The sequence below is a fragment of the Streptosporangium sp. DT93 genome (assembly GCF_049844535.1).
Classification (GTDB): domain Bacteria; phylum Actinomycetota; class Actinomycetes; order Streptosporangiales; family Streptosporangiaceae; genus Streptosporangium.
In genome coordinates, this window is record NZ_JBNCLF010000009.1 from 321,478 (window position 1) to 334,411 (window position 12,934).

Annotated in this window: 14 protein-coding genes; 5 read left to right on the forward strand and 9 right to left on the reverse strand. The window is 72.2% G+C overall.

All coding sequences use genetic code 11. The annotated features are described in order from the left end of the window. Positions 1-9: 9 nt before the first annotated feature. The 6 genes from ACLQ2R_RS21520 to ACLQ2R_RS21545 all read right to left on the reverse strand — a co-directional run bounded on the left by ACLQ2R_RS21520 (position 10) and on the right by ACLQ2R_RS21545 (position 6,748). Positions 10-891 carry a glycosyltransferase family 2 protein gene (locus tag ACLQ2R_RS21520; RefSeq protein ID WP_425962012.1) on the reverse strand — a complete coding sequence of 294 codons (882 nt, stop codon included), beginning with the start codon at positions 889-891 and terminating at the stop codon, positions 10-12. Positions 892-1,087: 196 nt separating this feature from the next. After that, positions 1,088-1,855 (reverse strand): CDP-alcohol phosphatidyltransferase family protein, encoded by a 768-nt coding sequence (locus ACLQ2R_RS21525; protein ID WP_425961974.1) that lies wholly within the window; start codon positions 1,853-1,855, stop codon positions 1,088-1,090. Further along, a complete protein-coding gene (locus ACLQ2R_RS21530; RefSeq protein ID WP_425961975.1) occupies positions 1,833-2,873 on the reverse strand; it encodes an iron-containing alcohol dehydrogenase family protein in 1,041 nt (346 codons plus the stop codon). The genes ACLQ2R_RS21525 and ACLQ2R_RS21530 overlap by 23 nt, the downstream gene beginning before the upstream one ends. A 5-nt stretch (positions 2,874-2,878) precedes the next feature. Then, positions 2,879-3,613, reverse strand: a complete 735-nt coding sequence (locus tag ACLQ2R_RS21535) for a sugar phosphate nucleotidyltransferase (protein WP_425961976.1) — start codon at positions 3,611-3,613, stop codon at positions 2,879-2,881. A 263-nt stretch (positions 3,614-3,876) separates the two neighbouring features. Next, on the reverse strand, positions 3,877-4,497 hold the full coding sequence (locus ACLQ2R_RS21540) for a DUF5941 domain-containing protein (protein ID WP_425962013.1): 621 nt from the start codon (positions 4,495-4,497) through the stop codon (positions 3,877-3,879). A gap of 52 nt (positions 4,498-4,549) precedes the next feature. Continuing rightward, the gene (locus ACLQ2R_RS21545) at positions 4,550-6,748 is read right to left on the reverse strand and encodes a CDP-alcohol phosphatidyltransferase family protein (protein ID WP_425961977.1); all 2,199 of its coding nucleotides are present in this window, start codon (positions 6,746-6,748) and stop codon (positions 4,550-4,552) included. Between the two features lie 154 nt (positions 6,749-6,902). Between ACLQ2R_RS21545 and ACLQ2R_RS21550 the strand changes: the two genes are divergently transcribed. Beyond that, positions 6,903-7,646 carry an IspD/TarI family cytidylyltransferase gene (locus tag ACLQ2R_RS21550; protein ID WP_425961979.1) on the forward strand — a complete coding sequence of 248 codons (744 nt, stop codon included), beginning with the start codon at positions 6,903-6,905 and terminating at the stop codon, positions 7,644-7,646. Between the two features lie 67 nt (positions 7,647-7,713). Here ACLQ2R_RS21550 and ACLQ2R_RS21555 read toward each other — a convergent pair whose 3' ends face one another. Then, positions 7,714-8,745 carry a glycosyltransferase family 2 protein gene (locus tag ACLQ2R_RS21555; protein ID WP_425962015.1) on the reverse strand — a complete coding sequence of 344 codons (1,032 nt, stop codon included), beginning with the start codon at positions 8,743-8,745 and terminating at the stop codon, positions 7,714-7,716. 66 nt (positions 8,746-8,811) lie between these two features. Here ACLQ2R_RS21555 and ACLQ2R_RS21560 point away from each other — a divergent pair, with 66 nt between their 5' ends. The 3 genes from ACLQ2R_RS21560 (at position 8,812) to ACLQ2R_RS21570 (ending at position 11,499) form a co-directional block, all read left to right on the forward strand. After that, a complete protein-coding gene (locus ACLQ2R_RS21560; protein WP_425961981.1) occupies positions 8,812-10,305 on the forward strand; it encodes an LCP family protein in 1,494 nt (497 codons plus the stop codon). 57 nt (positions 10,306-10,362) lie between these two features. Then, positions 10,363-10,731 (forward strand): STAS domain-containing protein, encoded by a 369-nt coding sequence (locus ACLQ2R_RS21565; protein WP_425961983.1) that lies wholly within the window; start codon positions 10,363-10,365, stop codon positions 10,729-10,731. 372 nt (positions 10,732-11,103) lie between these two features. Continuing rightward, on the forward strand, positions 11,104-11,499 hold the full coding sequence (locus ACLQ2R_RS21570; RefSeq protein ID WP_425961985.1) for an STAS domain-containing protein: 396 nt from the start codon (positions 11,104-11,106) through the stop codon (positions 11,497-11,499). A 259-nt stretch (positions 11,500-11,758) separates the two neighbouring features. Here the strand turns inward: ACLQ2R_RS21570 and ACLQ2R_RS21575 are convergent, their stop codons facing one another. Then, positions 11,759-12,067, reverse strand: coding sequence for a glycoside hydrolase family 3 protein (locus ACLQ2R_RS21575; RefSeq protein WP_425961987.1), 309 nt, complete (start codon positions 12,065-12,067; stop codon positions 11,759-11,761). A 4-nt stretch (positions 12,068-12,071) separates the two neighbouring features. On the opposite strand from ACLQ2R_RS21575, the gene ACLQ2R_RS21580 reads away from it, so the two are divergent. Beyond that, on the forward strand, positions 12,072-12,599 hold the full coding sequence (locus tag ACLQ2R_RS21580; RefSeq protein ID WP_425961989.1) for a discoidin domain-containing protein: 528 nt from the start codon (positions 12,072-12,074) through the stop codon (positions 12,597-12,599). A 65-nt stretch (positions 12,600-12,664) separates the two neighbouring features. On the opposite strand, the gene ACLQ2R_RS21585 is transcribed toward ACLQ2R_RS21580, so the two are convergent. Next, the coding region (locus ACLQ2R_RS21585; protein WP_425961990.1) for a YchJ family metal-binding protein at positions 12,665-12,934 on the reverse strand (270 nt) is incomplete at its 5' end.

Here is a 12,934-nt window from a genome sequence, read left to right on the forward strand (position 1 = left end):
ACGGGCGCGTCAGACGATCGGGGGACGGCCGAGGCGGAGCATCCGCCAGGCGGTGTTCCAGCCCATCGGGCGGCGCTCCCCGGCGGGCTCGCGCACCCCCTCGACGAAGCCGGTGAACCAGGCGCGCAGGGCGGGGCGCGAACGCTCGCGGACCAGCGTCAGGATGATCCAGTTGAGCAGGTAGAGCCCCGCGAGGATCCAGGGCAGGTTGCGCCGGGCCAGCCAGACCCGGTTGCGGGCGTTGAGCCGGTAGAAGTCGGTGTGCCGGGTGGGGGGGACCTGCGGGTGGTACATGACGGTCTTGGCGTCGTACTCGATGCGGTAGCCCTCACCGAGGAGCCGCCAGGCCAGGTCGGTCTCCTCGTGCGCGTAGAAGAACCGCTCGGGCAGCCCTCCGACCTGGAGGAACGCCGAACGGCGGATGGCGCACGCGCCCCCCAGGAAGGTGGTCACCGGGGAGGAGCGCTCCGGGTCGCCCGCGCGCAGCCGGGGGACGTGGCGGCGCTGGCCGATGCCGCCGTCGGGGTCCTTCACCCGGAAGGAGACGACCGCCAGGTCGTGCTCGGTGGAGAAGCGCTCCCGCAGGTGGGCCACCAGGCCGGGGTCGGCGTACCAGCCGTCGTCGTCGAGGAAGAGGACGACGTCGCCCGAGCACTCCTCGACGCCACGGTTGCGGCCCGCGGGGATGCCCGCGTTGTGGCTCAGCCGCACGCTCCTGATCGACGCCGACGACCCGGCCGGCACGGAGACCGAGAGCTCGGGGACGTCCGCGCCGTTGCCGACGATCACCACCTCGACGTCGCCGTCGGCCTGGTTCAGCGCGGACTCCACCGCCCGGTCCAGCTCGGGGACCCGGTTGCCCATGGTGAGAATGACGCACGAGATCTTCAACGGGTCATCGCCTTGACGCGTCGAGAGCACGTACGGAGCATACTTTCATGATCACCGAGTCTGCTGGATCGGGCAAATCTGGCCGGGCCTGGGGTTCTGCGTTTACCGGGGAACAAGCGTATCGGAACCGCCGACGAACACCCACCAAACAACGAGGTGCCCGCTCCTACGACGCGCCCGGACGCCATCCGGTTCCTCACGACAGGCGCCTGGAGGCGAGAATGCTGATCAGGTGCAGCACCATCTGCAGCACCGCGACGATCACGCAGGCCACCACCAGCACCCTCGTCGCCGCCAGCCCTCCGTCGATCGCGTCCCAGATCGCCGCGACCACGACGAGCAGGGAGAGCTCGACCGCCTGCACGATGCGGTGGAACCGCAGCGCCGCGGCGGCCTTGCGCGCCATGCCCAGGCCGCGCGAGCCGAACTGCTCGGCCGAGGACTCGGTGGCCGCGACCAGCCCCGACCGGGCACGGGCCACGTCGACCAGGTCGGTCTCCGCCTTGATCAGGATGGCGCCGAGCGCGGCGGCGAAGCCCGCCACCGTGTACCAGTCGGGCAGCACCTGCGAGGCCCGGAACCCCAGCCCGATGAGCAGGGCGGCCTCGGCGAAGTAGTGGCCGACCCGGTCGAGGTAGACGCCGGTGATCGAGGTACGCCTCGTCCAGCGGGCCAGCTCCCCGTCGGAGCAGTCCAGCAGCAGGTAGAGCTGGACCAGCACGGCCGCCAGCACGGCCGCCCACAGGCCGGGCAGCGCGAGCACCACCCCGGCGAGGATCCCGGTGAGGATCATCAGCCAGGTGGTCTGGTTGGGCGTGATCGGCGTCTTGGCGAGGAACCAGGTGACGTAGATCGACAGTTTGCGCATGTAGAGCGAGCCGGCCCAGTGCTCGCCGCTGTTGCGGCCCATGGTCGACTGCGGCTGGGCCACCGCACGGAGCTCAGCGACCGACGGCCCGGACATAATCCTCCACCCGCTCGCGAATCTCCGGTTCCGACAGGCGCAGGTGCTCAAGGATCGTGTAACGGCCCGGCCGGGTGGACGGCGCCAGCACGACCGCCTCGGTGAACTGCGACGGAGACAACCCCACGTCGGCGGGGGTGACCGGCAGCTCGTGCCCGCGCAGGCAGTCGACGACCTGGGTGAGCCTGCGCGAGTCCTCGCGGAGGAAGAAACAGAACGCGGCACCTATCCCGGCGAGCTCGCCGTGATTGGAGGTGCCGGGAAAGAGCTGATCCACGGCATGCAGGATCTCATGATCTCCGCCGCTGGTGGGACGGGAGGACCCGGCGACCACCATCGACATGCCCGACAGGATGAGCGCCTCGGCCAGCACGGTGAGGAACGCGTCCGACTCGATCGAGTCACCGCGGCCGATCAGCGCCTCCGACGCCGTACGGGCCATCGCGCAGGCCAGCCCGTCGACCGGCTCGCCGCGCTCGTTCGCGCCGAGATGCCAGTCCTCGATCGCCGACAGGTTGCTGACCACGTCGCCGACGCCGGAGCGGACCAGCGAGGCGGGCGCGTCGTGCACGAAGTCGAGGTCGACCATGACGGCCAGCGGCATGGGAACGCCGAACGAACCCTTGCCGCCGTCGTGGGAGAGCGAGGCCACCGGCGAGCAGATCCCGTCGTGCGACAGGTTGGTGGCCACGGCGACCATCGGGATCCCGGCCAGCGACGCGGCGTACTTGGTCACGTCGATGGTCTTGCCGCCGCCGATGCCCACGACCGCCTCGTAGGCGCCCTTGCGCAGGTCCGCGCCGAGCGAGACGGCCGCGTCCACCGAGCCGTCGGGGACCCGGAAGACGCGGGCCTCGCCGAGCGAGGGGGCGATCACCGAGGCGATCCTGTCGCCCTGGCCCGCGCCCACCGCCACCGCCACCCGCCCGGAGGTCGCCACCCGGCTGTCGGCCAGCAACGAGCCGAGCTGGGCGATCGCGCCGCGCCGGACCTCCATGGACAGGGGGGCCGGCAACATCCTGGCTAGTATCGGCACGCGATCTCCCGCGCCTTGGCGAGGTCGTCGTGGTTGTCGACCTCGACCCACGGGACGTCACCGATGGGGGCGATCGCGATCTTCTCGCCGCGGGCGACGAGCTCCTGGTAGCCGTCCTCGTAGTAGAGCTGCGGGTCGCGCTCGAAGGTCGCCCTCAGCGCGTCGGCGAGGCGCTCGCCGATGCCGGAACGGATCAGCGTGGCGCCGATGTACTCACCGGCGGCCTCGGCCGGGTCCATCAGCTTGGTGATGCGCCGCAGGTGACGGTCCTCGTCGAGGGTCACCTTCATCTCCTCGTCGGCGAGCTTCTTGACGTCGTCCACCGCGAGCAGGATGTCGCTGGTCGCGGGCGCCGACAGCAGCGTCTCCTCCACCGAGACCGGGTGCACCGTGTCGCCGTTGACCAGGAGCACCCCCTGGTCGAAGTACTCGCGCGCGCACCAGAGCGAGTAGGCGTTGTTCCACTCCTCGGCCTTGTCGTTGTGCACGAGGGTGAGCTTCACGCCGTGCCGCCGTTCCAGATCGGCCTTGCGCTCGTGTACGGCCTGCGCCTGGTAGCCGACGATGACCACGACGTCACGGAGATCGGCCGCCGCGAGGTTGCGCAGCGAGATGTCCATGATCGTGGTGTCGCCGTCGACCGGCACGAGAGCCTTGGGCAGCGTGTCCGTGTACGGCCGCAGGCGTCGTCCGGCCCCGGCGGCCAGCACCATTCCCAGCAACGTGCACTCCTCATTCGGGTGAGCGCCTCCCGGCGGGCACTCCTAGGCCCCAAAGATTAGTTGCCTCCGGGGCGTGATCGTGTAATCCGGGGTTCGCCGAATGTTTCCGATCGTGTGCGCGGGAGCCCTCGACCGTGCGCGCCGGGGCTCTCGGGTCGTGTGCGCGGGAACTCCTGACCGAGCGCGCCAAGGTCCTCGGGTCGTGCGTTCTGGAGCCCTCGACCGTGCGCGCCAAGGCCCTCGGGTCGTACACGCGGGAGCCCTCAGTCGTGCGCGCCGAGGTCGGCCGCGTCCACCCCGAGGCGGGGGACGGCCAGCCAGCAGGTGACGCTTTCCCAGGCGAAGAGACACCACAGGTAGAGCGAGAGCAGCGCGAAGGCGGCGGTGACCTGACCGGCGAGGCCGCCGAGCGCGACCAGCAGCATCCGGCCGTCCCAGCCCAGACCGGCCGAGGCCAGCCAGGAGGGCGGGTAGACCCGCTGCCGCAGCCGGTAGACCAGGTCGTAGTGGTGGAAGGCCATCGCGCCGAGCAGCGCGAAGACCAGCACCGGCGGCACGTCGTGCGCGAAGCCCACCGACGCCACGAAGCCGTACTCGGTGAGACGCAGGATCGGCGGCACCAGCCAGTCGAGCCTGCCGTCGTGCGGGTGGGAGCTGCCCGGGCCGGTCAGCAGCAGCACGACCGCGGGGGCGAACACCGCCGGGCCGTCGGTGCCGGCCACGCCGACCAGCAGCAGGACCCCGGTCACGAACATCCCGACGATCGCCGGCGGCAGCGGCGGGAGCTGCCCGGCCACCAGCGCGCCCATGCCCCGCGACAGCACCCCGTCGTCGCGGTACGCGACCACGGCACTGCGCGGCACCGGTGTCATGTGCACGGACATCGCGATCACACCCGTCTCCCTGTCCGCTCCGCGAGGAGCCCCCCGTCGCCCGTCATCGGTTCAGCGACCTGCCCATCCGGCCGGCGAGAATGTAGATCATGGCGACCCCGCCCCAGGTCAGCAGGGCGAGGAAGGTCACCCTGGCGTTGAAGAACGCCGCGGTCACCGCGATCAGCGCCATCCGTTCCCCGATGGGCAGGACGACGATCTTCTTGAGCCAGCGGGTGGGGGAGGTCCTCTCCAGGGTCTCGGAGAGCCGCACGATCGCGTTGCCCTCCGGCACGTCGGTCGCGACCCGCGGATAGCCGTGACCCCCGGTGCCGGTGCTCCCTGCCGTGTCCCCTCGGGTGCTCCCTGCCGTGTCCCCTCGGGTGCTCCCGGACGTGTCCCCTCCGGTGCCCCCGGCCGCTTCCGTGACCGGGGCCCCGGGCGGGCCGGCTCCGGCGTCACCGGCGCTCACCCGCTCCTGCGTGACCCCCCTGGCGCCCGCCGGTCCCTCCAGCAGGCTCCAGACGTCCACCCGATCGTCCCTGGCGCCCTCGGGGCCGTCCGCGAGGTCGCGCGAGGCCGGCACCCGCTCCGCCTCGGTGCTCGTGAACGCGGTCCGCCACTTCGGCTCCAGGAGCGGCACCGGCACCGGCCACCCGTACAGGCCCTCCGGACGCGCGGGGTCGACGGGATCGGCGGGGTCGGCCAGGGCGGCCCGCGAGACCGCGGCTCCCCGGCCGGTTTCCCACGCCACGTCCTCGGGGTCCGTGCCCCGCACGTCCGCCGCCCGCGAGAGCGGGATTCCCGGACCGGCCCCGTACAGGGCACCCCGCATCCGGGCGGCGTCGGCACGCGCCCCCGCGTACGAGAAGTCGATCATGTGGCGGAGCAGTTGCATGATCAGCGCGGCCACCGCCAGCGCCCAGATGCCGTCGGGGCCGCCGCCGGTGACGTCCTGTCCCGCCGTGTACCCGAAGGCGAGGCCCACGTAGACGAGGTACTCCTTGGCACGGTCGGAGGTGGCGTCCAGCCACGCCCCGACCGGCGAGAAGGCGCGGGTGTAGCGGGCGAGCTGGCCGTCCACGCAGTCGAGCACGAACGACAGGTAGAGCAGCACCGCGCCGGCGATCATGCCGGGCCGGGTGCCGCTGGAGAACCAGATCGCGGCGAGCACGGCCAGGCCGACGGACATGCCGGTGACCGCGTTGGGCGTCAGCCGGAGCTCGGCCGCGAACCTCACCAGGTGCCTGGACCAGGAGCTCACCGCGTAGGTGGTGAAGAAGCCGTCGTTGCCCTTGACCGCGTCGTCCAGCCTGGCCTTGGCCTCGTCGACCTCCTCCATCCGCCGCACGGCCGCGTCGGCGTCCGCCTGCCCGGCCACCCGGTCGGCGCGCAGGCGGCCGAGCCTGGCCGCGCGCACCCGGACGCCCGAGCGGGTCAGGCCGCTCAGGAGCAGGGCGGGCGCCTCGGCGCCGTCCATCGGGCCGAGGCGGCCGGTCTCGGCCAGCTCGGCGAGCGTCTCGGCGCTCTCGGCGAGGATCGCGAGGTCGGCGACGCCGATCTGGAGCGCGCCCCGGAAGGTGCCGTTGGCCGCGCCGACCCGGTGGAAGGAGGTTCCCGCGGCCACCACCGCCCCGCCCTCGGTCCTGACCGGCGGGCGCCACGGGCCCGGCCCGCCACCCACGCCGATCGCGCCGTCCACACCGATCGCGCCGCCCGCGCCGTCTCCGTCGCCGGTGTCACCGATGCCGCCCGCGTCACCGGTGTCGCCCGCGTCGCCGGTGTCGCCGGTGTCGCCGGTGTCGCCGGTGTCGCCGGTGTCGCTGATGTCGCTGATGTCGCTGATGTCGCTGGTGTCGCTGATGTCGCCCACCAGGGCGGCGGTGCCGTGGGAGGGGTGCTCGACCAGCAGGGCCAGTGCCTCGGTGTGCGCGACCAGGTCACCGGCGACCACCAGCACCGGGCCGGTGGACGAACCGGCCGCCTTGGCGACCCTGCGCAGGTCGTCGGCGAGCCCCCGGGACCCCTCGGTCCCGATCATGTAGGTGCCGCCGGGCGCGTGGATGATGTCGCCGGTACGGGCCACCACGTGCACGTCCCGCACCGGCAGGCCGGCGAGCTGCCCGGTGAGCCGGTCGAGCAGCGTCCCGTCCGCGTGGCGCAGACCGGACGCCTCGGTGGTGGCGAGCACGACCGCGACCGCCCCGGGCATGCCGGACGTGCCGGACGTGCCGGACGGGGCGGTGGCGTGAGGGTCGGGCATACGGGCTCCTTCGTATCCGACGGGATCACCGTACGAATCGGGGAGTGCGCACTCAGCGTAGCTAGATCTTGACGGGATAGCACGGGAGCGCGCCGGACGATCGGGTACGCACCCGTTACGCTCGCCATATCCGAACTGTCAAAGGAATCCGAACGTGGCCGAACGTGCACCCCGTCTCCCGACCGTCGCGGTGGTCCTGGCGGGAGGTGTCGGCCGGCGCGTCGGCCTCGCCACCCCCAAGCAGCTCCTGGAGGTGGCGGGCAGGACGATCCTGGAGCACACGCTCGCCCTGTTCCAGGGCGTACCGGAGATCGACGAGATCCTGGTGCTGATGGCGGCCGGCTTCACCGCGGAGGTGGAGCGGATCGTCGAGCGCGGCGGATTCACCAAGGTGACCGCCGTGCTGGAGGGCGGCGAGACCCGCCCGGAGACCACCTGGCGGGCGCTGCGGGCCCTCGGCGGGCGCGAGTGCGACGTCCTGCTGCACGACGCCGTACGCCCCCTCACCGAACCCCGGATCATCGTCGACTGCGTCGAGGCCCTGAGGACCCGCTCGGCCGTCGAGGTCGCGATCCCCAGCTCCGACACGATCGTGGTGACCGCGTCCGGGCCGGACGGGGAGGTCGTGCTCGACGTTCCCGACCGTTCCACCCTGCGCCGCGTGCAGACCCCGCAGTGCTTCCGCCTCTCGGTGATCCGCGAGGCGTACGAGCGCGCGTTCGCCGACCCCGGCTTCGGCGACCGGCCGGCCACCGACGACTGCGGCGTGCTGCTGCGCTACCTGCCCGAGGTGCCGATCCACGTCGTGCCGGGCAGCGAGCGGAACATGAAGGTGACCCACCCGGTCGACCTGCTCATCGCCGAGACCCTGCTCCGGGCCGCCGCCGTCGGCGACTGAGACCGCCCGAAGCGGAGGGCCCCCGGAGCGGGGGGCCGCGCGGCGAGAAGGCCGCGCGGGGGCGGGGTCAGCCGCCCGCGCGGTCCGGTTTCCCGAGCCTTCTCGGGCTGGTCAGGAACCCCCAGCCCCACGACATGTGCATGGTGACGTACACCAGCGGCAGCCGGGCGAGCGCGGCGGCGGGCAGGCCGCTGCCGGTCACGGCCGAGCCCACCAGGATCGCCGCCAGGTACCCGCCGGGGATCAGCAGGCCGGGCCAGAGGAACGGGGAGACGACCAGGCCCGCCAGGATCGCCAGCACGGCCAGCGGCGGCGCCAGGTAGCGCAGGTTGATCGTGCCCTCGTGGGTGCGGGCGACCACCCTGCGCCAGCGCCCGTAGTGGAAGTACTGCCTGGCCAGGGCGCCCAGGTCGGGCCTGGGCCGGTAGGAGACGCGCATCCGCGGCTGGAACCAGACCAGGCCGCCGCTCTCGCGGATGCGGTGGTTCATCTCCCAGTCCTGGGCGCGCTGGAAGTGCTCGTCGTAGCCGCCGACCCGCTCCAGCGCGGAGCGGCGGAACACCCCGAGGTAGACCGTGTCGGCCGGGCCCGCCGTGCCCCCGGTGTGGAACCGCGCGCCGCCGACACCGATCTTGGAGGTCATCGCGCGGGCCACGGCCTGCTCGAACGGCGTGACGCCCTCCGCCGCCATGACGCCGCCCACGTTGTCGGCGCCGGTCTCCTCCAGCGTCTCCACGGCGACCTGGAGGTAGTCGTCGGGCAGCATGGCGTGGCCGTCCACCCGGGCGATGATCTCGTTGCCGGAGGCGGCGATGGCGGCGTTGAGCGCGTTGGGGGTACGTCCGGTCGGGTTGGGTACCACCACCACACGGGGGTCGTCGGCGGCGATCTCGTCGGCCACCTCCTGGGTGCGGTCGCGTGAGGGGCCGATCGCGAGGACGACCTCGATGGGTCCGGCGTACCGCTGCGACAGGACCTGGCGCACCGCCTCCCGTAGATGGCGCTCCTCGTTCAGCACCGGGATGACGATGGAGATCGGAGGCCAGACACGTGTCTCTGAAGACGACGCCGGCATGGGCGAGTCGGGGAACTGCTTCATGGCGTCGCTCACGCTACTGTACGAACCGGTACCTCATCGACCCAGCAGGAGCCTAGGGGGCCACGCATGCGCGACCCGGAGGAGGATTCGGGTGTGCACGTGGGCGGTGACGCCTACGGCAGTGTCAGGGTGAGCCCGCGGCGTGACCGCAGGTCGGCGAGGGGTGCCCGCTCCCGCGGGCGCGGCCTGGTGATCGCCGGGATGCTCTCCTGCCTGGTCCTGGGCAGCTCCGGGGTGACCTGGGGGCTGACGAACTACGCGACGGCGAAGATCAGGCCGGTCGACGCGGGGGTGCCGGGGACGCGCGAGAGCACCGGCGCGATGAACATCCTGGTGGTCGGCGTCGACAGGCGTGACGACCTCACCCGAAAGCAGCAGAACCGGCTCAAGCTGGGCCGCGAGAGCGGTGAGCGCACCGACACCATGATGGTCGTCCACCTGTCCGAGGACCACCGCAAGGTCACCGTGGTCAGCCTCCCGCGCGACACCTGGACGACGATCCCCGGCCAGGGCCAGCACAAGATCAACGCCGCGTACCAGCTCGGCGGCCCCAAGCTCGCGACGCGCGCGGTGCAGACCGCCACGGGCCTGACCCTGCACCACTACGTCGAGGTCAACGTGCTCGGCTTCATCGACGTGGTCGACGCGCTCGGCGGCATCTCGGTCTGCACGCCGGTCCCGATCAACGACCCGAAGACCGCGCTCTACCTCAAGCCGGGCACCTACTCCTTCGACGGCGTCCAGGCCCTCGCCTACGCCAGGACCCGGGCCACCGCCCGCTCCGACCTGGACCGCATCGACCGCCAGCAGCAGGTGATGTCCGCCCTGCTGAGCCAGGCCCTCAGCGGTGACACGCTCACCAACCCCCTCAGGCTGGCCTCCTTCGTCGACACCTCCCTGAAGACGGTCCGGGTGGACGACGCGCTCCGCGGCGACCTGCTCGGCCTGGCCAACCAGCTCAAGGACGTCTCCACCGACGACGTGGCCTTCGCCACGGTCCCCCTCACGGACGTGGACTACAAGACGCCGACCGGCGAGTCGGCGGTGCTCTGGGACAAGGAGGGGGCCAGGGAGCTGTTCCGCCGGATCGCCGCCGACGAGGCGCTCGTCAGGCCCGCCCCCGCCGTCAAGACCGCGAAGCCCACCCCGGCCGCATCCCCCTCCGCGCCGGCGCTCACCGTGCCGCCCTCGCGGATCACCGTCAGGGTGCTCAACGGCACCACGATCACCGGCCTGGGGGCCCGGACCAGGGGCGAGCTGCAGAAGGCCGGCTTCCTGGTCCCGGAGATCGCGGGCAACACCGCGCAGAAGGACTTCGAGAAGACCGTCGTCCGCTACGGTCCCGGCCGGGAGGACTCGGCCCGCACCGTCGCCGCCGCGCTCTCCGGGGCCGAGCTCCGGCCGCTGGCGAGCCTCGGCGACGCCATCGAGGTCGTCGCCGGCCGCAGGCACCCGGTCGCGAGGAAGGTCACGGTGAAGGAGGCGCCCGCGCCCGCCACGCCGTCCCCCTCGGCGACGCCGCTGGCGAGAACGGCAACGGACAACATCTGCAAAAAGTGAGCCATGCGCATAACAAGGTTCTGTCCGGGCAGGTAAAACCGCACGGAGGTGATGATCGTGATCTCGACATTCGACGTTCAGACGCACAACAGCGGTCCCTGCGTGGTGGTACGGGCGACGGGCGAGCTCGACATGTCCGTCGCTCCCCGGCTGCGCGCGGAGATCGACCGCGCCCTGGAGTCCTCGGGCACCCCGAGCCTGGTGCTGGACATGACCGGTGTGCCGTTCTGCGATTCGGTCGGGCTCGGCGTCCTGGTGGGCGCGCTCACCCGGACCAAGGAGGCGGGCGGCCGCCTCATCCTGGTGGTGAGCCCCGGCATGATCACCCATCTGCTGACGATCACCAATCTCGACCGTCACTTCGAGGTACGCGGCGACCTCCGCGAGGCCCTGGACACCATGACCCCGAGCCACTCCCCGAACTGACCCTCGCCCGCCACGCGGCCGGTGCGCGGCCGGTGCGGCCCTTCCCGCCCCGGCGTTCAGGCCGGGGCCACCCCGGGCCGAACAGGTGCTAAAAAGGAATGAAAGAGCAGGTCAGAGGGGTCGTTCGGCGCGACCGGCAGGCTCTTTCCTGGAATAGCTGGCACATGTGCGGGTTGGCATCTACACTTCGCTTCGAAGCTATACGATCACGGAAAGCGATGATTCGCACCGTTAGGGAGTATCGTGGCTTCAGGTCGTCCGTTCCGCACCGCGCCCGCATGACGCGGCCCGGGACGGCGGACTGAGGCCGGGCATTCGCGACACCCCCTGGCCGGATACGTACATTCACGTGAGCCTGCAGGGAAGTGGGCGATGAACGCACTTCAACTCACGAGCGAACACGCGAGTGACTTCGTGGTCATCACGGTGACCGGTGAGCTCGACCTCGCCACACGACCGTGCCTGTCCGCCTTCGCGCACGACGTCATCGACGCCTGCCCCGGCACGGTCGTCGTCGACCTGTCGGGGGTCACCTTCATCGACGCCTGCGGCCTGAGCGCGCTGATCGCGATCAGACGGCACGCGAGGGAACGCGGCACGCCCCTGCTCCTGGCCGGAGCCCCGCCCGTGGTCCTCAAGCTCCTCAAACTCACCAACCTGGACGCGTCCTTCACGGTCGTCTCCCGCTCCGCGGCGCCCGATCCCGCGCCGGGCCGCGTCGAGACCGGCCGACGGATCCAGGCCGGTCTCCCGCTCGCCGACCGATAGAGCCGTCCTGGCCGGAACGGCCGTCAGGCGGGCTCCCCCGTCACAGGCACCACCTCACCCTCCGCCGCCACCGTCGGCGTCCGGAAGCCCATCGGCACCACCTCGGACGCCCGGGCGTTCACCGCCGCCGTCTCCGGTGGCCCGGATTTCACCGGTACCGCCGTCGGGGTCAGGGAACTCACCGTCGCCGTCGCCGTCGCCGTCTCCGGCGCCCGGGGGTCCACCGGCCGGTCCACCGGTCCGAGCCGTGTCGCGTCGCTCAGCGGCAGGTCGGCGGCCGAACGGCCAGCGAGGACCGTGAAGGCGCCGGAGGCGCGGGTCGTCTCAGCCAGGCGCGATGGCCGATGTCCAGGCCCTCGGTGTAGGGAAGCGTCCCGTCGCGGGGCAGTGTGGAGACCAGCGCCCGGTCGGCCCGGGTGGTGGGCAGCCGGCCCCCGGGTTCGGCGCGGCCGAACAGGACGTCGGCGAGGCCGTGCCCGGCCTCCTGCCCGGGGAACCAGCTCAGCAGCACGGCCGGTACCTCCTCGCGCCAGGGCAGGTCCACCGGGCCGCCGGAGTTGACGATCACGACGGTGGCGGGGTTGACCTCGGCGACCGCGCCGGAGCAGATGGGCGTGTGGAAGGTGTACGTGTACGCCTTCGACGGGCACGGCAACGCCGGCATCGAGCAGCGCTCGTTCCGCGTGGTCCCTCCGGCGGTCGCGGGCACCAACGTGGCGATCGGCAGGCCGACCACCGCCTCCACCTCCCAGACGGGCGGCGACGGCGGACCGTTCACCCCCGGCCGGGCCACCGACGGTGGCTTCACCTCCCGCTGGGCCGGCGAGTGGGCCGACGCGCAGTGGATCCAGGTGGACCTGGGGGTGACCGTCCCGATCCGGTACGTCCAGCTCGGCTGGGAGGGCGCCTACGGCAGGGCGTACCGGATCGAGACCTCCGACGACGGTTCCACCTGGTCGAGCGCCTACTCGACCACGAGCGGTGACGGCGGGTTCGACGGGATCGGCCTCACCGCGTCGGCGCGGTACGTGCGGGTGAACCTCACCCGGCGCGGCACGGCGTACGGCTACTCGCTCTGGGAGTTCGGCGTCTACAGGTAGGCGTTCGGCCGGCGGCGGGCGCCCCTCCGGTGATCAGGGTGGTCCGGCGCCGTGGGACGCGTTTCCTAGATCGCCCCAACGTACACCCAGGCGCCCGCGTGCCGGGCGAAGCGGCTGTGCTCCTCCAGGTGTCCCGCCCGGCCGCGCTCGACGTGGTGGGCGCGGAAGCGGACGGTGCCCTCGGTGTGGAAGGGGCTGCCGCCGGTCGTCTCCAGCACCTCAAGCCGCGTCCACCGGACCCGGGCGTCGAGCTCGACGACCCGCGGGCGCCGCGCCGGCTGCCACGTGCGGAGCCCGGTGGCGGCGGCAGCCACGCCGCAGGCGCTGGACCACGA

Bases quoted from the DNA above. Each gene is read 5' to 3' on its own strand.
- ACLQ2R_RS21545 (WP_425961977.1), bottom strand. From the start codon at position 6,748: ATGCCCGACCCTCACGCCACCGCCCCGTCCGGCACGTCCGGCACGTCC.
- ACLQ2R_RS21570 (WP_425961985.1), top strand. From the start codon at position 11,104: ATGAACGCACTTCAACTCACGAGCGAACACGCGAGTGACTTCGTGGTC.
- ACLQ2R_RS21525 (WP_425961974.1), bottom strand. From the start codon at position 1,855: ATGTCCGGGCCGTCGGTCGCTGAGCTCCGTGCGGTGGCCCAGCCGCAG.
- ACLQ2R_RS21555 (WP_425962015.1), bottom strand. From the start codon at position 8,745: ATGAAGCAGTTCCCCGACTCGCCCATGCCGGCGTCGTCTTCAGAGACA.
- ACLQ2R_RS21540 (WP_425962013.1), bottom strand. From the start codon at position 4,497: ATGTCCGTGCACATGACACCGGTGCCGCGCAGTGCCGTGGTCGCGTAC.
- ACLQ2R_RS21530 (WP_425961975.1), bottom strand. From the start codon at position 2,873: ATGTTGCCGGCCCCCCTGTCCATGGAGGTCCGGCGCGGCGCGATCGCC.
- ACLQ2R_RS21560 (WP_425961981.1), top strand. From the start codon at position 8,812: ATGCGCGACCCGGAGGAGGATTCGGGTGTGCACGTGGGCGGTGACGCC.